18 protein-coding genes are annotated in these 21,235 nt (G+C 58.3%); 9 read left to right on the top strand and 9 right to left on the bottom strand.

The window, feature by feature from the left end; all coding sequences use genetic code 11:
* Positions 1 to 80: 80 nt before the first annotated feature.
* The 4 genes from lpxC (at position 81) to mutT (ending at position 5,309) form a co-directional block, all read left to right on the top strand.
* On the top strand, positions 81 to 1,004 hold the full coding sequence (gene lpxC, locus G5287_RS14860; RefSeq protein ID WP_005336146.1) for a UDP-3-O-acyl-N-acetylglucosamine deacetylase: 924 nt from the start codon (positions 81 to 83) through the stop codon (positions 1,002 to 1,004).
* Positions 1,005 to 1,144: 140 nt separating this feature from the next.
* Positions 1,145 to 2,050, top strand: a complete 906-nt coding sequence (locus tag G5287_RS14855; protein ID WP_421231506.1) for a peptidoglycan DD-metalloendopeptidase family protein — start codon at positions 1,145 to 1,147, stop codon at positions 2,048 to 2,050.
* 59 nt (positions 2,051 to 2,109) lie between these two features.
* Positions 2,110 to 4,830 carry a preprotein translocase subunit SecA gene (gene secA, locus G5287_RS14850; RefSeq protein ID WP_204482309.1) on the top strand — a complete coding sequence of 907 codons (2,721 nt, stop codon included), beginning with the start codon at positions 2,110 to 2,112 and terminating at the stop codon, positions 4,828 to 4,830.
* A gap of 74 nt (positions 4,831 to 4,904) precedes the next feature.
* On the top strand, positions 4,905 to 5,309 hold the full coding sequence (mutT, locus tag G5287_RS14845; protein ID WP_227341823.1) for an 8-oxo-dGTP diphosphatase MutT: 405 nt from the start codon (positions 4,905 to 4,907) through the stop codon (positions 5,307 to 5,309).
* Between the two features lie 75 nt (positions 5,310 to 5,384).
* Here mutT and yacG read toward each other — a convergent pair whose 3' ends face one another.
* The 9 genes from yacG to G5287_RS14800 all read right to left on the bottom strand — a co-directional run bounded on the left by yacG (position 5,385) and on the right by G5287_RS14800 (position 13,108).
* Positions 5,385 to 5,579 carry a DNA gyrase inhibitor YacG gene (yacG, locus tag G5287_RS14840; RefSeq protein WP_216952204.1) on the bottom strand — a complete coding sequence of 65 codons (195 nt, stop codon included), beginning with the start codon at positions 5,577 to 5,579 and terminating at the stop codon, positions 5,385 to 5,387.
* Between the two features lie 9 nt (positions 5,580 to 5,588).
* Entirely contained in the window at positions 5,589 to 6,311 is a 723-nt protein-coding gene (gene zapD / locus G5287_RS14835; RefSeq protein ID WP_227341824.1) for a cell division protein ZapD, read from the bottom strand.
* 37 nt (positions 6,312 to 6,348) lie between these two features.
* On the bottom strand, positions 6,349 to 6,963 hold the full coding sequence (coaE, locus tag G5287_RS14830) for a dephospho-CoA kinase (RefSeq protein ID WP_227341825.1): 615 nt from the start codon (positions 6,961 to 6,963) through the stop codon (positions 6,349 to 6,351).
* A gap of 14 nt (positions 6,964 to 6,977) precedes the next feature.
* Positions 6,978 to 7,850, bottom strand: a complete 873-nt coding sequence (locus G5287_RS14825; RefSeq protein ID WP_227341826.1) for a prepilin peptidase — start codon at positions 7,848 to 7,850, stop codon at positions 6,978 to 6,980.
* Between the two features lie 60 nt (positions 7,851 to 7,910).
* Complete coding sequence (locus G5287_RS14820; protein ID WP_227341827.1) at positions 7,911 to 9,152, bottom strand: type II secretion system F family protein; 1,242 nt, start codon at positions 9,150 to 9,152, stop codon at positions 7,911 to 7,913.
* Between the two features lie 129 nt (positions 9,153 to 9,281).
* Entirely contained in the window at positions 9,282 to 10,988 is a 1,707-nt protein-coding gene (gene tapB, locus G5287_RS14815; protein WP_216952199.1) for a PilB family type IVa pilus assembly ATPase TapB, read from the bottom strand.
* A gap of 3 nt (positions 10,989 to 10,991) precedes the next feature.
* Positions 10,992 to 11,432, bottom strand: a complete 441-nt coding sequence (locus tag G5287_RS14810) for a pilin (RefSeq protein WP_288728883.1) — start codon at positions 11,430 to 11,432, stop codon at positions 10,992 to 10,994.
* 326 nt (positions 11,433 to 11,758) lie between these two features.
* Positions 11,759 to 12,634, bottom strand: a complete 876-nt coding sequence (nadC, locus tag G5287_RS14805) for a carboxylating nicotinate-nucleotide diphosphorylase (RefSeq protein WP_421231505.1) — start codon at positions 12,632 to 12,634, stop codon at positions 11,759 to 11,761.
* Between the two features lie 3 nt (positions 12,635 to 12,637).
* The gene (locus tag G5287_RS14800; RefSeq protein ID WP_421231504.1) at positions 12,638 to 13,108 is read right to left on the bottom strand and encodes a retropepsin-like aspartic protease family protein; all 471 of its coding nucleotides are present in this window, start codon (positions 13,106 to 13,108) and stop codon (positions 12,638 to 12,640) included.
* 130 nt (positions 13,109 to 13,238) lie between these two features.
* Here G5287_RS14800 and ampD point away from each other — a divergent pair, with 130 nt between their 5' ends.
* The 5 genes from ampD to lpdA all read left to right on the top strand — a co-directional run bounded on the left by ampD (position 13,239) and on the right by lpdA (position 21,182).
* Positions 13,239 to 13,814 (top strand): 1,6-anhydro-N-acetylmuramyl-L-alanine amidase AmpD, encoded by a 576-nt coding sequence (gene ampD / locus G5287_RS14795; protein ID WP_421231503.1) that lies wholly within the window; start codon positions 13,239 to 13,241, stop codon positions 13,812 to 13,814.
* Positions 13,815 to 14,092: 278 nt separating this feature from the next.
* Entirely contained in the window at positions 14,093 to 14,857 is a 765-nt protein-coding gene (gene pdhR, locus G5287_RS14790) for a pyruvate dehydrogenase complex transcriptional repressor PdhR (protein WP_005336127.1), read from the top strand.
* A 79-nt stretch (positions 14,858 to 14,936) separates the two neighbouring features.
* The gene (gene aceE / locus G5287_RS14785; RefSeq protein WP_335843623.1) at positions 14,937 to 17,597 is read left to right on the top strand and encodes a pyruvate dehydrogenase (acetyl-transferring), homodimeric type; all 2,661 of its coding nucleotides are present in this window, start codon (positions 14,937 to 14,939) and stop codon (positions 17,595 to 17,597) included.
* A gap of 119 nt (positions 17,598 to 17,716) precedes the next feature.
* A complete protein-coding gene (aceF, locus tag G5287_RS14780; RefSeq protein ID WP_216952196.1) occupies positions 17,717 to 19,606 on the top strand; it encodes a pyruvate dehydrogenase complex dihydrolipoyllysine-residue acetyltransferase in 1,890 nt (629 codons plus the stop codon).
* Positions 19,607 to 19,754: 148 nt separating this feature from the next.
* Positions 19,755 to 21,182: a dihydrolipoyl dehydrogenase gene (gene lpdA / locus G5287_RS14775; protein WP_005341659.1), complete on the top strand. Its 1,428-nt coding sequence runs from the start codon at positions 19,755 to 19,757 to the stop codon at positions 21,180 to 21,182.
* Positions 21,183 to 21,235: the final 53 nt, after the last annotated feature.

The following is a 21,235-nucleotide window of genomic DNA, read 5'->3' as shown; positions in this document are numbered from 1 at the left end:
TGTTTGTTGTTCAAGGAATGTGCTAAGATGGCCTGCCAACGACCATCTGGTCCGGATTTTAAGCTGTTTAGGGTACACCCATGATTAGACAAAGAACCTTGAAAACGAGTGTACAGGCGACTGGCGTCGGCCTGCATTCGGGCCGGAAAGTCACCATGACGTTCCGTCCGGCGCCTGTGAACACAGGAATCGTTTACTTGCGTACCGACCTGAATCCTGTGGTGGAGCTGCCAGCCAATGCCGATCAGGTGCGCGATACCGTGCTCTGTACCGCTCTGGTCAACGAAGCCGGTGTCCGTGTCTCTACCATTGAGCACCTCTCCGCCGCGCTGGCCGGGATGGGGATCGACAACCTCTATGTCGAGGTTGACGCGCCCGAGATCCCGGTGATGGACGGCAGTGCGCATCCCTTTATCTACCTGCTGCAGGAAGTCGGGATCCGTGAGCAGAATGCTGCCAAGCAGTTTGTGCGGATCAAGAAGAGCATCCGGGTTGAAGACGGCGACAAGTGGGCGGAATTCCACCCCTATCGCAACGGCTTCAAGATGGATCTCGAGATCGATTTCCAGCATCCGGTCTTTGAAGGTCGCAATCAGCGTTGCGTACTGGATTTCTCCGGTGCCTCCTTCGTGAAAGAGATCAGCCGTGCCCGTACCTTCGGGTTCATGCGTGATATCGAGTACCTGCGTTCCCAGAACCTGGCGCTGGGCGGAAGCCTGGAAAACGCCGTGGTACTGGACGACTATCGGGTGCTGAACGAAGACGGTTTGCGTTATGAGGACGAGTTCGTCAAGCACAAGATGCTGGACGCGATCGGTGACCTCTACATGTGTAACCGCAGCATCATCGGTGAGTTCCGTGCCTACAAGACCGGACATGCCCTGAACAACAAGCTGCTGCGTGCCTTGCTGGCCGAGCAGGAGGCTTGGGAACTGGTGACCTTCGAGGGTGAGGGCGACAAAGCGCCTATCGCTTACTACGATAACGGTCTGGTTCTGGCCTGATAGCTGTGCAACGGAACGTCGGTCCTCTCTCCGCACCGACGTTCCGTCATTTGTTTACTCCATCCTTTAATACCGATTATCTCCCGGTTTTATTTCCCGTGCAGGCTCCTGGCCGCACCTGACCGAGCAGACTGATTTCTATGAGCATTACCCTGATCCTCCACGGCAAGCAGCGACGCAAGTTGCACCTGCCCAAACAACGTCTGGCCTGGGTCGGCGGTATTCTCTTCTCCCTGTTGGCCCTTGGTGGTGGTTGGCTCTGGCAGAGCTGGCACCAGAAAATGGAGGCGCTGGAAGTGGCGCTTGCCGTTGCCGAGCAACAGTCCGTTGACCAGAGTGGTGACGAAGCCCGTGAACAGTTGGCGATGCTGGCTGCTCAGGTGGGCACCATGCAGGGTCAGCTTGGCCGTCTCAATGCCCTCGGTGAACGATTGACCGAGCAGGCCGATCTCGATCCCGACGAGTTCAATTTCAAAGAGCTGCCTCCGATGGGCGGCCCTTCTTATGATGAAGAGTTGGAAGTGAGCCTCAACGAGCTGCAGGCCTCGATGAAACACCTCAGCCAGCAGCTCAGCCGCCGCGAAGAGCAGCTGTCGGTACTTGAATCTTTCATCATGAATCACCATATCACCGATGCCGGTTTTATTTCCGGCACGCCAGTCAAACAGGAACGAGTTTGGGTCTCGTCCGGGTTTGGTGGACGGGTCGATCCGTTCAACGGGCGTGCCAAGATGCACAAAGGGGTCGATTTCCGTGGCAAACCCGGAACCCCGATTCTGGCCACCGGGCCCGGCATTGTCAGCTGGGCGGGCCGTCATCCGGAATTTGGCAATATGGTGGAGATTAATCACGGCAATGGCCTGGTCACCCGCTATGCCCACAACTCCAGGTTGCTGGTCGAGGTGGGCACCCTGGTTGATCAGGGTCAGAAGATTGCCTTGATGGGACGCACCGGTCGCGCGACCGGGGTCCACCTGCATTACGAAGTGTTGAAAGATGGTCGTCAGGTCAACCCCGCACGCTTTCTCAGTGCCAGACGGGGTTAGGTTTTTTTCTTCAGGTTCCAGTGACGGAACGCTTTTATAACCAGAAATAGTTGGTACCCATGATTAGCACACTGCTTACCAAGATTATCGGCAGCCGGAACGACAGAACGCTCAAGGCTTTGCGCAAAATTGTAAAACAGATCAATGCCATGGAGCCGCAGTTCGAGGCTCTTTCCGATGCCGAGTTGCAGGCCAAAACGGCTGAATATCGTCAGCGTATCGAGCAGGGTGAGACCCTGGAGCAGTTGCTGCCGGAAGCGTTCGCGACCGTGCGTGAAGCCTCCAAGCGGGTGTTCGGCATGCGTCACTTCGACGTGCAGCTGATCGGCGGCATGGTGCTGAACTCCAACCGTATCGCGGAAATGAAAACCGGTGAAGGTAAGACTCTTACGGCGACTTTGCCAGCTTATCTGAACGCCCTGAGCGGCCGTGGTGTGCACGTGGTAACGGTAAACGACTATTTGGCCAAGCGTGATGCGGAGGCTAACCGCCCGCTGTTCGCCTTCCTCGGCATGACCGTCGACTGCAACGTGCCCGGTATGGATGCGTCCCAGAAGCGTGACGCCTACGCCGCCGACATCACCTACGGTACCAACAACGAATTCGGTTTCGACTACCTGCGCGACAACATGGCATTCTCGCCGGAGCAGCGCGTACAGCGTCCGCTCAACTACGCGCTGGTGGATGAGGTGGACTCGGTGCTTATCGATGAAGCCCGTACTCCGCTCATCATCTCCGGCCCGGCCGAAGACAGCTCCGAGCTCTATATTCGCGTCAACAAGCTGATCCCGCTGCTGGTCAAGCAAGACAAGGAAGATACCGAAGAGTACACCGGTGACGGTCACTACACGGTGGACGAGAAGAACCGTCAGGCCCTGCTGACCGAAAACGGTCAGATCTTCGTGGAAGAGCTGCTCAAGAAAGAGGGGCTGCTGGACGAGAACGACTCCCTGTTCTCCGCCTCCAACATCAGCCTGCTGCACCACGTCAATGCGGGTCTGCGTGCTCACACCCTGTTCGAGCGCAACGTCGACTACATCGTCCAGAAAGACGAAATCGTCATCGTCGATGAGCACACCGGTCGTACCATGCCGGGTCGTCGCTGGTCTGATGGTCTGCATCAGGCCGTTGAAGCGAAGGAAGGGGTGAAGATCCAGAACGAGAACCAGACGCTGGCATCCATCACCTTCCAGAACTACTTCCGTCTCTACAACAAGCTGGCGGGGATGACCGGTACTGCAGATACCGAAGCCTTTGAATTCCAGCAGATTTATGGCCTGGATACCGTGGTTATCCCGACCAACAAGCCGATGGTGCGCAAAGACATGGGCGATCTGGTCTACCTGACCGCCAATGAGAAGTATGCCGCCATCATCGAAGATATCCGTCAGTGCGTGGCCAAGGGCCAGCCTGTACTGGTTGGTACCGTCTCTATCGAGAACTCCGAGCTGCTCTCCGGCATCCTGACCAAGGAGAAGATCCCGCACAAAGTGCTGAACGCCAAGTTCCACGCCATGGAAGCGGAGATCGTCGCCCAGGCCGGTCAGACTGGCGCGGTCACTATCGCCACCAACATGGCCGGTCGTGGCACCGACATTGTGTTGGGCGGCAACTGGCAGGCAGAGATTGCCAAGCTGGAGAACCCGACCAGCGAGCAGATTGCAGAGCTGAAAGCCGCCTGGCAGGTGCGTCACGATGCGGTGCTGGCCGCCGGTGGTCTGCACATTATCGGCACCGAGCGTCACGAATCCCGTCGTATCGACAACCAGCTGCGCGGCCGTTCCGGTCGTCAGGGCGACCCGGGTTCCTCCCGCTTCTACCTCTCCATGGAAGATACTCTGATGCGGATCTTCGCCTCCGATCGCGTCACCGGCATGATGAAGAAGCTGGGTATGGAAGAGGGCGAAGCCATCGAACACCCCTGGGTCACCAAGGCGATCGAAAATGCCCAGCGCAAGGTGGAAGGTCGCAACTTCGACATCCGCAAGAGCTTGCTGGAGTTTGACGATGTGGCCAACGACCAGCGCAAAGTGGTTTACGAGCAGCGTAACGAGCTGCTGGATACCAACGATATCTCCGAGACCATCCACGTTATCCGTGATGATGTCTACGGCAGCGTGATTGACGAGTACATCCCGCCCCAGTCTCTGGAGGAGATGTGGGATGTGCCGGGTCTGGAAGCACGCCTGAAGGCCGACTTCGCGCTGGATCTGCCGCTGCAGCAGTGGCTGGCGGAAGATGACAAGCTGTATGAAGAGAAGCTGCGCGAGCGCATTCTGGACGAAGCCACCAAGCTCTATGCCCACAAGGAAGAGCTGGTCGGCAAAGAGGTGCTGCGCAACTTCGAGAAAGCGGTGATGTTGCAAACTCTGGATGGCCTCTGGAAAGAGCATCTGGCGGCCATGGATCACCTGCGTCAGGGCATCCATCTGCGCGGCTACGCCCAGAAGAACCCCAAGCAGGAGTACAAGCGCGAATCCTTTGATCTGTTCACCCAGATGCTGGAAACTCTCAAGCGCGACGTGGTCAGCATCCTGAGCCGTGTTCAGGTGCAGGAGCGCGATGTGGAAGCGATGGAAGAGCAGCAGCGCCAGCAGGCGGAAGCCGCTCCCCGCACCTATACCCACGCCGCTGCCGAGAGCCAGCTGGCCGATGAACAGGCTGCGGGCGAAGAGGGTCACACCACCTTCGTACGCGACGAGCAGAAGGTCGGTCGAAACGATCCCTGCCCGTGTGGTTCCGGCAAGAAGTACAAGCACTGCCACGGTCAGTTGACCTGATCGACGCTATGCCATAACAGGCGGGCCAAGAGCCCGCCTTGTTATTGGTGGCAACAAGCGAACAGAGGTAATTGATGGAACAGAAAAAACGGATCTGGGTGGCGGTTGGTGTCATCGAGAATGAACGGGGCGATATCTTCATCGCCAGACGCTCCTCCGATCGCCATCAGGGGGATCGCTGGGAGTTTCCCGGTGGCAAGGTGGAGTCCGGTGAGGATCTGTTGACTGCGCTGGATCGGGAGCTGTGGGAAGAGATCGGCATCCGGGTATTGGATTGTGCCCCCTTTATGGAACTGCAGCACGACTACCCCGAGAAGCAGGTGTTGCTGGATATCTGGAAGGTGACCCGTTTCAGCGGCGAGCCGTTCGGCAAGGAGGGGCAGGAGTGTCTGTGGGTGCCGGTGGCCGAGCTGCACAACTACCACTTTCCCGATGCCAACGGTCCGATTGTCGCGCGGCTTCAAGGCCTGCTGGTTTGAACCGGTTGCAAAAACAAGCATCAAAAAAGGGCCCATCGGCCCTTTTTTATTTTATAGCGGAGAGTGACCAGGGGCTTATAGCCACTGATCGCCCTCTTCCTGCTCTGGCAGCAGATCCGGGTTGATCTCCCCGGGTATCCGTTTCTCTTCATCAGCCCACTCGCCGAGATCGATCAACTGGCAGCGTTTGCTGCAGAAAGGTCGGAACGGACTCTGCGAGCCCCACTCCACTTCGCTCTGACAGGTCGGACACTTTACCTTGGTGACCATAAGCCCTCCTTAGCAGCAGGCGAGCTGGAATGGCACGTCGCCAATCGGCTGTTCTGCGGTGGGCAGAAAGCGCAGGGCGAAGCGGTTCTTGTGGCCGCTCAGGGTTGGGTAGCAGAACAGATTGCCCGGCAGCTTGATGCGGATCAGCTCGGCGCTCTCGGCGGTGTCCTGGAAGAAACCGTTGCTGGCAACCTGCTCGCTGAAGCTGCCCGATTCACGCCACAGACGCAGCAACAGGGTGATGGCGTTCATCAGCAGGGTGATGTCGCTAAGCCAGCCCTGCATCTGCTGGTGACGGGTGATGGCCGGGGTTCCGAGCCAGTGGTGCAGCTGGGGCACGTCGAAGGCACACAGACCACCCGGGATGGAGAAGCGCTGGCGAATGGAACCGAGCAGACGATCCTCTTTCAGGCGGGCTCCCGGGCGTGGCGAGTTGAGCAGGTTGCGGGAGAGCTGGCTGCTCTCTTGCTGCATCTGTTTGATCTGCTCCAGATCGACGTCGGGCAGGCTGGCCCAGTGGCTCAGACGTTGGCCGAGACGCTCCAGATCCTTGATAAGGTCAGCGCGCAAGTCACCACGCTCCAGCAGCTCCTGCAGATCGAACAGCCCTTTGAAGAAGGCGATATGGGCCCAGGATTGCTCGCTCTCCAGATTGTCGCGAATTTGGGAAAACAGGGACTCCAGACGCAGGTAGGTCCGGCTTTTTTCATTGAGGGGAAAATCGTAAATCATGCCTAATCCTGGCCAGCCATAAACCGGCCTAGTGTACTCACTGTTGACGGGGTTGTTGAGAGGCAAATGCCAGATATGTCTCGTGCAGTGCCAAAATCCGCGTTTTTATCGCCATTTCGCTGCCATTGGCGTTCTCGATGACATCATCCGCCGCAGCTAGCCGTTCTTTCCGGCTGGCCTGTGCTGCGATGATGGCTCTGGCCTGCTCGGTGCTGACGCCATCACGACGGCAGGTGCGCTCAATCTGGGTCGCTTCGTCCACATCGATCACCAGCACCCGGTCGGCGAGGCCGGTGAGTTTGTTCTCCACCAGCAGCGGCACCACCAGCAGGCAGTAAGGAGAACTGGCTGCGGCACACTGGCGCAGCATTTCACTGCGAATCAGCGGATGGAGCAGTGCATTGAGCCACTCCTTGGCCTGCGGGTCGCTGAAGACCCGCTCGCGCAGGGTGCGACGGTCGAGTTGACCGCTCGGCTCAATCACATCCGGGCCAAAATGGTCGGCGATGGTGGCAAGGGCCGGGGTGCCCGGCTCTACGACCTCGCGGGCGATCACATCGGCATCCACCACCTCGATACCCAGTTCGGCAAACTGATTGGCGATGGTGGTCTTGCCACTGCCGATACCACCGGTAATAGCAACTACATACATGGGGGGCCTCTTGCTCAAAGCAGGGTAGAGAGATACCAGTTGGTGATGGTATCGCCCCACAGCAGGGCAATCCAGCCCGCGATGGCGAGGTAGGGGCCGAAGGGGATGGGCTTGCCCTGATGGTGTTTGTGCAAGGCGATCAGGCTGATGCCGATCACGGCGCCGACCAGGGATGAGAGCAGCAATATGATCGGCAGCGCCTGCCAGCCGAGCCAGGCACCCAGCGCCGCCAGCAGCTTGAAGTCGCCATAGCCCATCCCCTCCTTGCCGGTGAGCAGCTTGAAGGCCCAGTAGAGGCTCCAGAGCACCAGATAGCCGACCATGGCGCCAATCACGGCATCCGCCAGCGGTACGAAGCCACCTGCCAGATTGAACAGCAGACCGCCCCACAGCAGGGGCAGGGTGAGCTGATCTGGCAGCAACATCTTGTCGAGATCGATAAAGGTGAGGGCCACCAATACCCAAGTCAGCAGCAGGGCGGCCAGTGTGCCCCAGCCCGGCGTTATGACCATGGCAACGGCCACCGAGAGCAGGGCTGTTATCAGCTCTACCAGCGGATAGCGGGCCGAGATGGGCGCCTGACAGTCGCGGCAACGCCCCTTGAGCCAGAGCCAGCTCATCAGCGGAATGTTCTCGATGGCGGTAATGGGGTGACCACAGTGAGGACATGCGGAGCGCGGTACCATCAGGTTGTAGCGCTCTGGTGCGATGGCCTCTTCGTCGGGGGAGAAGTAGCTGCGATACTCGGCCTGCCACTCTCGCTCCAGCATGATGGGCAGGCGGTGGATCACTACGTTAAGGAAGCTGCCGATCATCAGGGAGAAGAGAAAAACCAGCGAAAAAAAGATCCATGGCAAGCCGTGAGCCAGCTCGAGAAGAAGTGTCATAACCAACCGTCAGTTATTGAATGAGTGAAGGGCATGGCTTTGGCTCCATGCCCTGATGAATCAACCCACCACGTCGCCAAGTTTGAAAATGGGCAGGTACATGGCGATAACCATGCCGCCGACCAGCACCCCGAGCACCACCATGATGAGGGGTTCCAGCAGGCTGGTAAGGCCATCGACCAGGTCGTCCACCTCTTGCTCGAAGATGGTGGCAACCTTGGAGAGCATATCATCAATGGCACCGGACTCCTCGCCGATCATCACCATCTGGATCACCATGTCCGGGAAGAGATCGACGGTGCGCATTGCCACGTTGATCTGCATACCGGCCACCACCTCGTTGCGAATGGCCATAACGGCGGTGCGATAGACATAGTTGCCGGAGGCACCGGCCGCCGAGATGAGTGCATCCACCAGCGGGATACCGGCCGAGAAAGTGGTTGAGAGTGTGCGGGCAAAGCGGGCCATGGCCGCCTTGTGCAGGATCATACCGACCACCGGGATGGTGAGCACAAACTTGTCGGTATTGTCCCTTACCTTCTGGGAGGCGCGCCAGGCGCGCACATAGAGGAAGATGGCGAGCGCAGCTCCGCCAAAGAAGACATACCACCAGTTCTGCATAAAGCGTGAGATGCCGATGACAAACTGGGTGAACACCGGCAGCTCGGCGCCAAAGCTCTTGAAGATATCCTCGAACTGGGGGATGACGAATAGCAGCAGGATGGAAGTCACCACTATGGCCACCAGAATAACCATGGTGGGATAGAACATGGCCTTCTTGATCTTCGACTTGAGCGCTTCCGACTTTTCCCGATAGGTGGCGATACGGTCGTAGATGGTCTCCAGCGCACCGGATTGCTCCCCCGCCTCAACCAGATCGCAGTAGAGATCGTCAAAATGGCGGGGATGGCGGCGCAACGCCTCCGACATGGGGGTTCCGGTCTCAACATCGGAGGCGATCTCACCCATCAGCTCGCGCATGGCGGCTTTCTCGTGGCTGCGGGCGATGATCTGCAGGCTTTGCACCAGCGGTACGCCGGCGGAGAGCATGGTGGTGATCTGGCGGGAGATAATCGCGATATCCATCGGCTTGATCTTGGCGCCGCCTTTGGAGAAGAGCCCCTGAGATTTTTTGGCCACCTTGGTGACGTTTACTCCCTGCTTGCGCAGCTCCGCCTTGACGGTATTGATGCTGTCAGCCTGCAGCTCGCCGGAGACCTTCTGCCCCTTGCGATTGACCCCGTGCCAGCGGAAGGCAAAGACTTTTTTCGGGGTGTTGTTCTTTTTCGTTAGGGTTGCCATCTTTGCATCCTGCAATTGGGCGGATGGTCAGGGAGCCCCTGAACCATCTGACCTGATAAATATCCTCAAACGGCTTGGCACCATCTGGTCGCTTGCTGGTAGATCATCTTGCTCGCATCTTGGCGAGGTTTAATTGGTGGTGACCCGGTTGACCTCGGCAAGGCTGGTGACACCAAGCCGTGCCTTCTCCAGTCCCGAAGTGCGCAGGGTGCGCATGCCCTCTTTCTGGGCAATCGCCGCAATTTGCAGGGAGTTGGCCCCCTGCATGATCAATTTTGCGATATTTTCCGACATTAGCATGATTTCGTAGATGCCGACTCGCCCCTTGTAGCCGCCGGAACACTCCTTGCAACCAACCGGTTTGAACAGTCGCAAGCCGGCTGCCAGCTGCTGCGGGGTAAAACCCAGCTCCAGCAGCTCGGCTTCCGGCACCACCTCCGGCGCCTTGCAGTGGTCACACAGCTTGCGGGCCAGCCGTTGGGCCATGATCAGGGTGACCGAAGAGGCGATATTGAAGGCGGGCACCCCCATGTTCATCATCCGGGTCAGGGTTTCGGCAGCCGAGTTGGTATGCAGGGTCGAGAGCACCAGGTGGCCGGTTTGTGCCGCCTTGATGGCGATCTCGGCGGTTTCGAGATCCCGTATTTCCCCCACCATCACCACATCCGGATCTTGCCGCAAGAAGGAGCGCAGAGCGCTGGCAAAGGTCAGCCCCGCCTTGGGGTTGACCTGCACCTGGTTGACGCCCGGCAGGTTGATCTCCACCGGATCTTCAGCGGTAGAGATATTCACCTCGGTGGTGTTGAGAATATTGAGGCCGGTATAGAGCGATACCGTCTTGCCCGAGCCGGTGGGGCCGGTGACCAGTATCATCCCCTGCGGTTTCGAGAGGGCTCGCAGGTACTGTGCCTTCTGGCGGTCGTCGAAGCCAAGCTGCTCGATATTGAGGCGGGCCGCCGAGGAGTCGAGCAGACGGATAACGATCTTCTCCCCCCACATGGTGGGCAGGGTGTTGACCCGCATATCCATCGACTTGTTGCGCGATAGCTTCAATTTGATGCGGCCATCCTGCGGCAGCCGCCGCTCGGCGATATCGAGCCGCGCCATCACCTTGAGGCGGGCAGAGAAGCGGTTGGCCAGATTGACCGGCGGGGTTGCGATTTCGTGCAAAATACCATCGATGCGAAAGCGCACCCGATACTTGAATTCGTAAGGCTCGAAGTGCAGGTCGGAGGCGCCGCGCTTGATGGCATCCATCAGGATCTTGTTGATGTACTTGACGATGGGGGCATCGTCATCGGCGGTATTGACGCTCTCGTCGAGCCGGCTGCTCTCGTCGCTTACCTCGAGGTCGGAGATCTCGGCCTCGTCGATATCCTCCATGCCGAGGGCGTCGTTTTCGCTCTCCAGCAGCTTGCCGATGGCGGCGGTGAGCTTGTTCTCCTCCACCAGCAGCGCTTCGGTATGAAGGCCGAAACTGAAGCCAAAGTCCTCCAGGGCCGAGACATTGGTCGGATCCGACATGGCGATATAGAGGGTGTGGCCCTGGGTATAGATGGGCAGCACGTGATGCTTCTCAATCAGCTTCTGATTGAGGTACTTCTGCGGGATCTCGGCCAAATCGAAGGCGGCAAGATCCAGCAGAGGTACCCCATACTCCAGCTCGCAAAAATCGGCGAGCGCCTTGCTGTCGAGGATGTCGTTTTCTATCAGAAAGGTCACAAAGGGTTTGCGCTGGGCCTTGGCCTGGCTCAGATAGCGCTGGGAATCCTCTTCACTGATCAGTGAAGAGGCGGCCAGGCTTAACGCCAGGCCGCTATTAGGGCTAGATGTCATGCGTTAGCAGAGATTATTAGCAATACAAGTAGAACCGGAAGCTGGTTGCGTCCAAATCACTCTACCGCTAGTTACTGTCCCACCAAAAATTATGTCTGACCCACCAACAGCATCCGTGCCTACGGCTTGAATTTCGAAAGTATCTCCCTCTGCCGGAGTATCGGCATCAGTGATACTACTGCTTACTGTTACGGATGCGACATTTGGTGTTGTTGTCTGTGCTCCTGAGACTGAGCCCTGAGCTTTTGCTATACAGTTATTCGAACTGGACTGTACACAGACTTCAATGGCTGTTTTTGCCGGACCAGCAGCAGAAATTACTTCAGTAAAACGTGCTTTCTGTGTGTAGGTCTGATAAGCCGGTAGTGCAATCGCCGCCAGAATGGCTACGATCGCGACCACGATCATCAGTTCAATAAGGGTAAAACCTGATTGTTTCTTCATTTTGCTGTTCATGGAAAATATCCTTTTATCCTTGGTTCCTGGGAAGTGCCGGTGGAAAATCATCTGCACGTCAGTATCTTATCCGAGCTGTCAGGGGTGGCAACAGAGATTGTCCATTTTGTTAATCACACTTCTTTCATTTAGCAAAAACTTGATGCGTGTCATAAAAGAAGTAGCCTCCTATGACTCTTTCTGTGGCCGAGTTAGGGTCCGTCTGTACACTCCTTTGCCGAGGGATCCTGCATAAAGAAAAGGCGCCTCTGGCGCCTTTTGCAAGTTGTTTATCCGGTTATATCGAGTGTTTGCTCAAGCCTGTGGGGGACGTCTCACGGTTGGATAAAGCGCATGGAGAGATCGAGTGCCCGTACATGCTTGGTGAGCGCCCCGACCGAGATAAAATCGACGCCGGTGGCTGCAAACTCGGCCAGAGTGTCGAGGGTCACATTGCCGGAGACTTCCAGCTTGGCGCGGCCCTGATTGATGGCGACTGCTTCCCGCATCATGGTCACGTCGAAGTTATCGAGCATAACGATATCGGCATTGGCCGCCAGCGCCTGCTCCAGTTCTGCCAGCGATTCGACTTCCACCTCCACCGGTTTGCCCGGATTGAGATGACGAGCCTCATTAATCGCCTCGGCAATGCCGCCACAGGCGAGGATATGGTTCTCTTTGATGAGGTAAGCGTCGTAGAGGCCGATGCGATGATTCTTGCCGCCGCCGCAGGTGACCGCGTACTTCTGGGCGGTGCGAAGCCCGGGGATGGTCTTGCGGGTGTCGAGCAGGCGGCAGTCGGTGCCCTCCAGCTCTGCCACGTAGCGGGCGGTGAGGGTGGCGACGCCTGAGAGGGTCTGGACAAAGTTCAGCGCATTGCGCTCGCCAGTCAGCAGCAGGCGGGCAGGGCCATGGAGGCGGAACAGCTCCTGATTGGGGGAGAGCACTTCCCCATCCTGCACCTTCCACTCCACCTTCACTTCCCCACCGAGCTGGGCCTTCAGTTGCAGGAAGACTTCATCCACCCAGGGCTGGCCGCAGAATACTCCTGCTTCACGGGTGATGACCCGGGCGCTGGCCATCCGATCCGCCGGGATCAGCTGGGCGGTGATATCGGCGCTGGCGTCCGGTTGGTCCAGCGTGGTGAGGGCATCGCCCAGATCTTCGAGTAGTGCGGCGCGCACGGCGCGGCTGACATCCTGTTGAAACATGCCTTATTCCTGCAAGGGTCTGAGCAGCAGTTGCCGCTCCTTTTGAACCAGCTCCAGCCGACCGAGGGCGTTCATGCCAACCAGCACTTCGTCACCGTCTGCCGCCGGATTGATAAAGATGGCCAGATCGTACAAGGTCAATGGCCCCATCGCCAGCGTTTCGATGGTGCCGTTGCCGACCCGGATCTGTCCCGCGGCAGTATTGACCTGGCTGCTGCCATAAGCGGTCAGGCCGAGCCGCTCGGCAACCTGCTGCGGAATGGTGATGCGGGTTGCGCCGGTATCGAGCAGCAGTTGCACCGGCTGGCCGTTGATGGCACCCTCCAGACGATAGTGGCCGCTCTGGTCGGCCCGCAGCAACAGCTCGCCGCTGGCAGTGACACTTGGTTGGTTGCGGGAGTGAAAATAGAGGGTCAGCAGGCCCATCAAAGAGAGCCAGGCCAGTAACCACATCCAGTGAGCCGTGTGCTGCATACTCCATCCATATCGAGCGGAAGATGACTCAGCCTAACATACCACTTCCCATTGATTCAGTGAGTTGGTGCCGGGTTGCCTATCAGGTATCTTCGTTTTCTCGCCATTTATCAGCCAACTCGAGTAGCCGATGACTCAACTCGCTTCGCAACCTTGTTTCTCTATCGATGCCGCAGGCTGGTGCCAGCAGGCGCGCCGGGTGCCTTCTCCCCATTACAACGAACGGGCAGCGCCGGATGATATCTCCCTGCTGGTGGTGCATGGCATCAGCCTGCCGCCGGGGGAGTTTGGTGGCCCCTTTATCGACGATCTCTTTATGGGGCGACTCGACCCTGAGGCTCACCCCTATTTTGCCGGTATCCATCAGCTGCGAGTCTCGGCCCACTGCCTGATCCGCCGTGATGGCGAGCTGGTGCAGTATGTGCCGTTTGGCGCGCGCGCCTGGCATGCGGGAGTATCGAGCTGGCAGGGGAGGGAGGCATGCAATGACTTCTCCATCGGCATCGAGCTGGAAGGGACCGACGAGACCCCCTATACCGAGGCTCAATACCGGGCGCTCGTGGGGCTCACCCGAGCCATCTCGGAGCGCTATCCGGCCATCACCCACGAAAAAATTGTCGGCCATTGCGACATCGCGCCAGGGCGCAAGACGGATCCCGGAGCCAGTTTCCAGTGGGATTACTACCGGCAACTACTAAACAGCTAAAGTAAATATTCAAATTTAGTTTGGATTTTAAAATCAATGGCTTGCCTATCTGGCAGGCCATTTTTGTCTCTGGTTGCGCAAATGTTATTTGTGAGCGAAGTCAAGAATATTGGTCAGACCATTTTCTATGAGCTAAATCATGTTTCCCCTGCTTTACCTCTTAAGTGGCAGGGCTGATTCTTGACTCAGATCATCTTTTGAGTGGACTTTTCAAAAGGCCTCTGCTAATTTTCGCCCCATCCATGAAATTGGTAATACCAATTTAACAAAGTAGCCTCATGCCCTATCGCAAGATTACGCAACCCAAGTTGGCCGACTCCATTGTCGCCGAGCTGGAACAGATGATTCTGGAAGGCAGCCTGCAGCCGGGACAGAAATTGCCTCCCGAGCGGGAACTCGCCATCCAGTTTCAGGTATCGCGCCCCTCCCTGCGCGAAGCCATCCAGCGACTGGAAGCGCGCGGATTGCTTTATCGCCGTCAGGGCGGCGGCACTTATGTGCAGAATGCCCTGAGCAAGGGGATCGCCGATCCTCTGTTCGAACTGCTCAGTACCCACCCGGAAGCCCAGTATGACCTGCTGGAGTTTCGCCACGCGCTGGAAGGCATCTGTGCCTACTACGCGGCCTTGCGGGGAACCGGGTCTGATTTCGAGCGTATTCGTCAGGTGCAAACCACTATCGAAGAGGCGGGCCAGCTGGGCTCGCTGGTGGCCGAATCGGCAGCCGTGACCCAGTTCTATCTGGCGGTGGCCGAGGCGTCCCACAACGTGGTGCTGCTGCACCTGCTGCGGGCCATGAGCCCGATGCTCGAACAGAACATTCTGCAGAATAACGAGATTTTGAATCGCCGCCCGGGAGTGGTAGCCAAGATACGTCGCCATCGCGCGAATCTGATCGAGGCTATTCTTTCGGGGGCTCCGGAGCGGGCCAGAACAGCTTGTCATGAGCATCTGGCCTTTATCGAGGACACCTTGTTGGATATGCAGAGGGAAGACAGCCGGATCCAGCGATCCATGCGTCGGATCCGTCAGCAGGAAAACTAATCCCACAAGGCTTTATTGTCGAATGCTTGCGCCCTTCGCCGTGCAATGCCGTGCAATCACAACAACATAGGAACCAGCCATGTCTGATATCCTGAAGAACGATGTGGACCCGATAGAAACGCTGGAGTGGCTTGCCTCTCTGGAATCCCTGCTGCGTGAAGAGGGTCCGCAACGCGCTCAGTTCATCCTTGAACAGTTGGCCGAGAAAGCCCGCGCAAGCGGTGTGGACGTGGCTGCCAAGGCAAATCGCGATTACATCAACACCATCCCGTCCAGCGATGAGCCGGACTACCCGGGTGACCTGGAGATGGAACGCCGCATTCGCGCCATCATCCGCTGGAACGCCATGATGATCGTGCTGCGCGCCTCCAAGAAAGACCTGGACCTGGGTGGTCACATGTCTTCCTTCGCTTCTTCTGCGACCATCTATGATGTCTGCTTCAACCACTTCTTCCGTGCTCGTAACGAGAAGGATGGTGGCGATCTGGTTTACTTCCAGGGTCACATCTCCCCGGGCATCTATGCTCGCGCCTTCGCTGAAGGTCGTCTGACCGAAGAGCAGCTGGACAACTTCCGTCAGGAAGTGGACGGCAAGGGTATCCCTTCCTATCCGCACCCGAAACTGATGCCGGACTTCTGGCAGTTCCCGACCGTCTCCATGGGTCTGGGCCCTATCGCCGCCATCTATCAGGCTCGTTTCCTGAAGTACCTGACCGACCGTGGCATCAAGGATTGCTCCGAGCAGACCGTTTACGCCTTCCTGGGTGACGGCGAGATGGACGAGCCGGAAGCCAAGGGTGCCCTGACTGTTGCCGTGCGTGAAAAGCTCGACAACCTGGTGTTCGTGGTCAACTGCAACCTGCAGCGTCTGGATGGTCCGGTTGTCGGTAACGGCAAGGTCATCAACGAGCTGGAAGGCCTGTTCGCTGGCGCCGGTTGGGATGTCACCAAGGTGATCTGGGGTCGCAAGTGGGATGAGCTGCTGAAGAAAGACACTTCCGGCAAGCTGATCCAGCTGATGAACGAGACCGTGGACGGTGACTACCAGACCATGAAGTCCCGCGACGGTGGCTACATCCGCGAGCACTTCTTCAACCGTTATCCGGAAACTGCCGCGCTGGTCAAAGACATGACCGACGAGGAGATCTTCGCTCTGAACCGCGGTGGTCACGATCCTCGCAAACTGTTCGCTGCATTCAACAAGGCGACCCAGACCAAGGGCAAGCCGACCGTTATTCTGGCCAAGACCATCAAGGGTTACGGTATGGGTGAAGCGGCCGAAGGCAAGAACATCGCTCACCAGGTCAAGAAGATGGAGCTGGACTCCGTGCGTCACCTGCGTGACCGCTTCAACCTGCCGGTGGCCGACGAGCAGCTGGCCGATCTGCCGTACCTGAAGATCGAAGAGGGCAGTGAAGAGCACAAGTACCTGCATGCTCGTCGTGCAGCCCTGAAAGGCTATCTGCCGACCCGTCTGCGCGAAAGCACCACCAAGCTGGAAATCCCGGCGCTGGATGCCTTCGGCCCGCTGTTGGGCGAGCAAGCGCGCGAAATCTCCACCACCATGGCGTTCGTGCGTTCCCTGAACGTGATGCTGAAAGACAAGTCCATCGGCAAGCGCATCGTTCCGATCCTCGCTGACGAAGCCCGTACCTTCGGTATGGAAGGTCTGTTCCGCCAGATCGGTATCTACAGCCCGCACGGTCAGCAGTACACCCCGCAAGACCGCGACATCGTCTCCTACTACAAGGAAGACAAGCAGGGTCAGGTTCTGCAAGACGGTATCAACGAGCTGGGCGCCATGTCCTCCTGGCTGGCTGCTGCGACCTCTTACAGCACCAACGATTGCCCGATGATCCCGTTCTACATCTACTACTCCATGTTCGGCTTCCAGCGGATCGGCGACATGGCGTGGGCAGCCGGTGACCAGCAAGCCCGTGGCTTCCTGCTGGGTGCAACCTCCGGTCGTACTACCCTGAACGGCGAAGGTCTGCAGCACGAAGATGGTCACAGCCACATCCTGGCGAACACCATTCCGAACTGCATCTCTTACGACCCGTCCTATGCCTATGAAGTGGCGGTGATCGTACAGGACGGCCTGCGCCGCATGTACGGTGAGAACCCGGAGAACGTGTTCTACTACATCACCACCCTGAACGAGAACTACGCCATGCCGGCCATGCCGGAAGGCGCCGAGGAAGGCATCCGCAAGGGTATCTACAAGCTGGAATCCGTCGCCGGTGCCAAGGCGAAAGTTCAGCTGCTGGGTTGTGGTTCCATCCTGGGGCACGTGCGCAAGGCTGCCCAGATCCTGGCCAGCGAGTACGGCATCGGTTCCGATGTGTTCAGCGTCACCTCCTTCAACGAGCTGGCCCGTGACGGTCAGGACGCGGATCGCTGGAACATGCTGCACCCGACCTCTGAAGCGCGTGTTCCCTACATCGCTCAGGTACTGGGTTCCGAAGCCACCATCGCTGCGACCGACTACATGAAGTCCTTCGCCGATCAGGTTCGCGCCTTCGTTCCGACCGAGAACTACCGCGTGCTGGGTACCGACGGCTACGGCCGTTCCGACAGCCGTGCCAACCTGCGTCGTCACTTCGAAGTGAACGAGTTCTACGTGGTGGTTGCTGCTCTGACCGAACTGGCCAAGCGCGGCGAGGTAGACAAGCAGGTTGTGGCCGACGCCATCGCCAAGTACGGCATCGATGCCGACAAGGTCAACCCGCTGTACGCGTAAGTGGATCAAGGGTCGCGCCGTCATGCGGCGTGACCCTGCCAGGATTTAAAACGGTTAACGCGAGATGTGCGTGGCGGCATCAGCCAGTCACGCGGATCGACGCAAGAGGATAAAGCACAATGTCCAAACAGATTATGGTGCCGGATATCGGCGCCGATGAAGTTGAAGTCACCGAGATTATGGTGGCCGTGGGTGACAAGGTCGAGCTGGACCAGTCCATCATCGCGGTAGAAGGCGACAAGGCCTCCATGGAAGTACCGGCCCCGTCTGCCGGTATCGTTAAAGAGATCCTGATCAAGGTAGGCGACAAGGTTGCCACCGGTTCCCAGATCATGATCTTCGAAGCCGAAGGCGCTGCCGCCCCTGCTGAAGTGGCTGCACCGGCTGCCGCTGCTCCGGCCGCCGCACCTGCCGCTGCCGTGCGCAAAGATGTGCACGTACCGGACATCGGTGACGACGAAGTGGACGTGACTGAAATCATGGTTGCCGTGGGCGACATGGTTGAAGCCGACCAGTCCATCATTGCCGTGGAAGGTGACAAGGCCTCCATGGAAGTGCCAGCGCCGTTTGCCGGTCGCGTGGTCGAGATCAAGGTTGCCGCTGGTGCCAAGGTCTCTACCGGTTCTCTGGTGATGGTATTTGAAGTGGCTGGCGCTGCGCCTGCTGCCGTTGCTGCTCCGGCTCAAGCTGCCGCGCCCGTGGCTGCTGCCCCGGTTGCCGCCGCTGCCAAAGAGGTCAACGTACCGGATATCGGTGGCGACGAAGTGGAAGTCACCGAGATCATGGTTGCCGTGGGTGACAAGGTTGAAGCTGACCAGTCCCTGATCGCCGTGGAAGGTGACAAGGCCTCCATGGAAGTGCCTGCGCCGTTCGCCGGTGTGGTCAAAGAGATCAAGGTGAAGGCGGGTGACAAGGTCTCCACCGGTTCCCTGATCATGGTATTCGAAGTGGCTGGCGCAGCTCCTGCTGCCGCGCCGGTTGCTCAAGCTGCCGCTCCGGTCGCCGCTGCCCCTGTTACTGCTGCTTCGGCTCCGGTTGCTCAGGCTGCTGCCGCTGCGACCGATTTCGTTGCCAACGACGCTTATGTACACGCCTCTCCGGCGGTACGCCGTCTGGCGCGCGAGTTCGGCGTCAACCTGGCCAAGGTGAAAGCCTCCGGTCGCAAGGGCCGCATCGTCAAAGAAGACGTGCAAGCCTACGTGAAGGATGCCATCAAGCGTGCCGAGTCCGCTCCTGCCTCTGCCGGCGTAGCCGGTGGCAACGGTCTGGGCGTACTGCCGTGGCCGAAAGTAGACTTCAGCAAGTTCGGTGATGTGGAAGAGGTCGAGCTGACCCGCATCCAGAAGATCTCCGGTCCGAACCTGCACCGCAACTGGGTCATGATCCCTCATGTCACCCAGTTCGACGAAGCCGATACCACCGAGCTGGAAGCGTTCCGCAAAGAGCAGAATGCGATGCTCGAGAAGCAGAAGGCAGACGTGAAGATCACCCCGCTGGTGTTCATCCTGAAAGCCGCCGCCAAGGCGCTGGAAGCCCACCCGCGCTTCTGCAGCTCCCTGTCCGAAGATGGCAGCAAGCTGATCATGAAGAAGTACATCCACATCGGTGTGGCGGTAGATACCCCCAACGGTCTGGTTGTGCCCGTGGTGCGCGATGTTAACAAGAAGGGCATCATGGAGCTGTCTCGCGATCTGGCCGAGATCTCCAAGAAGGCCCGTGCCGGCAAGCTGACCGCTGCCGACATGCAGGGCGGTTGCTTCACCATCTCCAGCCTGGGTGGCATCGGCGGTACCAGCTTTACCCCGATCGTCAACGCGCCGGAAGTGGCCATCCTCGGTGTTTCCAAGTCCGAGATGAAGCCGAAGTGGAACGGCAAAGAGTTCGCGCCGCGCCTGATGCTGCCGCTGGCTCTGAGCTACGACCACCGCGTGATCGATGGTGCCGATGGGGCTCGCTTCATCACCACCATGAACGGCGTGCTGTCCGACATTCGTCGACTGGTCCTGTAAGTGAGAGGGCGGGCCCAGAGCCTGCCCTTTTTACTTCTCATTTCATTAACATGATCGTAAACTTGCCCCGTTTTTTTCACGGCTGCAGCCACCCGTTTCGGTATAAGACTGCGCTGTCCGGGGATATAAGAACGACAAAGAGGTCATGATGAGTAAAGAAATCAAAACCCAGGTCGTAGTACTGGGTGCTGGCCCTGCCGGTTATTCCGCTGCTTTCCGTGCAGCCGATCTGGGTCTGGATACTATTATCGTCGAGCGTTACTCCACCCTGGGTGGCGTCTGCCTGAACGTGGGCTGCATCCCCTCCAAGGCGCTGCTGCACGTTGCCAAAGTGATTGAAGAAGCCAAGGCGCTGGCCGAGCACGGCATTGTCTTCGGTGCCCCGCAGACCGACATCGACAAGATCCGTCTGTGGAAAGAGAAGGTTATCAACCAGCTGACCGGCGGTCTGGCTGGCATGGCCAAGATGCGTAAAGTTCAGGTTGTTAACGGCTTGGGTAAATTTACCGGCCCGAACACGCTCGAAGTGACCGGGGAAGACGGCAAAACCACCGTGACCTTCGACAACGCCATCATCGCGGCCGGTTCCCGTCCGGTGAAGCTGCCGTTCATTCCCCACGATGACCCGCGCGTATGGGACTCTACCGATGCGCTGGAGCTGAAAACCGTTCCTGGCAAACTGCTGGTTATCGGTGGCGGCATCATCGGTCTGGAGATGGGTACCGTTTACTCCTCTCTGGGTTCCGAGATCGACGTGGTGGAATTTGCCGACCAGCTGGTTCCGGCTGCCGACAAAGACATCGTCAAGATCTATACCAAGCGTGTGGCCAAGAAATTCAACATCATGCTGGAGACCAAGGTCACCGCAGTTGAAGCGCGCGAAGACGGCCTGTACGTCTCCTATGAAGGCAAACACGCCCCGGCCGAGCCGGTTCGTTACGACAACGTGCTGGTTGCCGTAGGCCGTGTGCCGAACGGCAAGATGCTGGATGCCGAGAAAGCTGGCGTTGCCGTGACCGAACGCGGTTTCATCGAGGTGGACAAGCAGCTGCGTACCAACGTGGCGCACATCCACGCCATCGGTGACATCGTGGGCCAGCCGATGCTGGCACACAAAGGTGTGCACGAAGGTCACGTTGCCGCTGAAGTTATCGCCGGCAAGAAGCACTACTTCGACCCGAAAGTGATCCCGTCCATCGCCTACACCGAGCCAGAGATGGCATGGGTTGGTCTGACCGAGAAGGAAGCCAAGCAACAGGGCCTGAACTTCGAAGTCGCCACCTTCCCGTGGGCTGCTTCCGGTCGCGCCATTGCGTCCGACTGCTCCGACGGTATGACCAAGCTGATCTTCGACAAGGAGAGCGGCCGCGTCATCGGTGGTGCCATCGTGGGTACCAACGGTGGTGAACTGCTGGGTGAAATCGGTCTGGCCATCGAGATGGGGGCTGACGCCGAAGATATCGCGCTGACCATCCACGCTCACCCGACTCTGCACGAGTCCGTGGGTCTGGCTGCCGAAGTGTTCGAAGGCTCCATCACCGACCTGCCGAACGCCAAGGCCAAGAAGAAAAAGTAATCTTCTGCCATCTTCATGAAAAAGCCGCTCATTTGAGCGGCTTTTTGTTTTCG

The organism is Aeromonas sp. 603079, assembly GCF_049172135.1.
In the GTDB taxonomy this organism is placed as follows: Bacteria; Pseudomonadota; Gammaproteobacteria; order Enterobacterales; family Aeromonadaceae; genus Aeromonas; species Aeromonas veronii.
The sequence above is the reverse complement of the archived record's forward strand: the minus strand, read 5'-3'. Positions and strand labels throughout refer to the sequence as shown.

Coding starts and splice junctions, on each gene's coding strand:
- pdhR (WP_005336127.1), top strand. CDS start 14,093: ATGCCCTATCGCAAGATTACGCAACCCAAGTTGGCCGACTCCATTGTC.
- zapD (WP_227341824.1), bottom strand. CDS start 6,311: ATGATTTACGATTTTCCCCTCAATGAAAAAAGCCGGACCTACCTGCGT.
- G5287_RS14810 (WP_288728883.1), bottom strand. CDS start 11,432: ATGAAGAAACAATCAGGTTTTACCCTTATTGAACTGATGATCGTGGTC.
- tapB (WP_216952199.1), bottom strand. CDS start 10,988: ATGACATCTAGCCCTAATAGCGGCCTGGCGTTAAGCCTGGCCGCCTCT.
- lpdA (WP_005341659.1), top strand. CDS start 19,755: ATGAGTAAAGAAATCAAAACCCAGGTCGTAGTACTGGGTGCTGGCCCT.
- secA (WP_204482309.1), top strand. CDS start 2,110: ATGATTAGCACACTGCTTACCAAGATTATCGGCAGCCGGAACGACAGA.
- aceE (WP_335843623.1), top strand. CDS start 14,937: ATGTCTGATATCCTGAAGAACGATGTGGACCCGATAGAAACGCTGGAG.
- G5287_RS14820 (WP_227341827.1), bottom strand. CDS start 9,152: ATGGCAACCCTAACGAAAAAGAACAACACCCCGAAAAAAGTCTTTGCC.
- coaE (WP_227341825.1), bottom strand. CDS start 6,963: ATGTATGTAGTTGCTATTACCGGTGGTATCGGCAGTGGCAAGACCACC.
- G5287_RS14855 (WP_421231506.1), top strand. CDS start 1,145: ATGAGCATTACCCTGATCCTCCACGGCAAGCAGCGACGCAAGTTGCAC.
- nadC (WP_421231505.1), bottom strand. CDS start 12,634: ATGTTTCAACAGGATGTCAGCCGCGCCGTGCGCGCCGCACTACTCGAA.
- ampD (WP_421231503.1), top strand. CDS start 13,239: ATGACTCAACTCGCTTCGCAACCTTGTTTCTCTATCGATGCCGCAGGC.
- mutT (WP_227341823.1), top strand. CDS start 4,905: ATGGAACAGAAAAAACGGATCTGGGTGGCGGTTGGTGTCATCGAGAAT.
- aceF (WP_216952196.1), top strand. CDS start 17,717: ATGTCCAAACAGATTATGGTGCCGGATATCGGCGCCGATGAAGTTGAA.
- G5287_RS14825 (WP_227341826.1), bottom strand. CDS start 7,850: ATGACACTTCTTCTCGAGCTGGCTCACGGCTTGCCATGGATCTTTTTT.
- yacG (WP_216952204.1), bottom strand. CDS start 5,579: ATGGTCACCAAGGTAAAGTGTCCGACCTGTCAGAGCGAAGTGGAGTGG.
- lpxC (WP_005336146.1), top strand. CDS start 81: ATGATTAGACAAAGAACCTTGAAAACGAGTGTACAGGCGACTGGCGTC.
- G5287_RS14800 (WP_421231504.1), bottom strand. CDS start 13,108: ATGCAGCACACGGCTCACTGGATGTGGTTACTGGCCTGGCTCTCTTTG.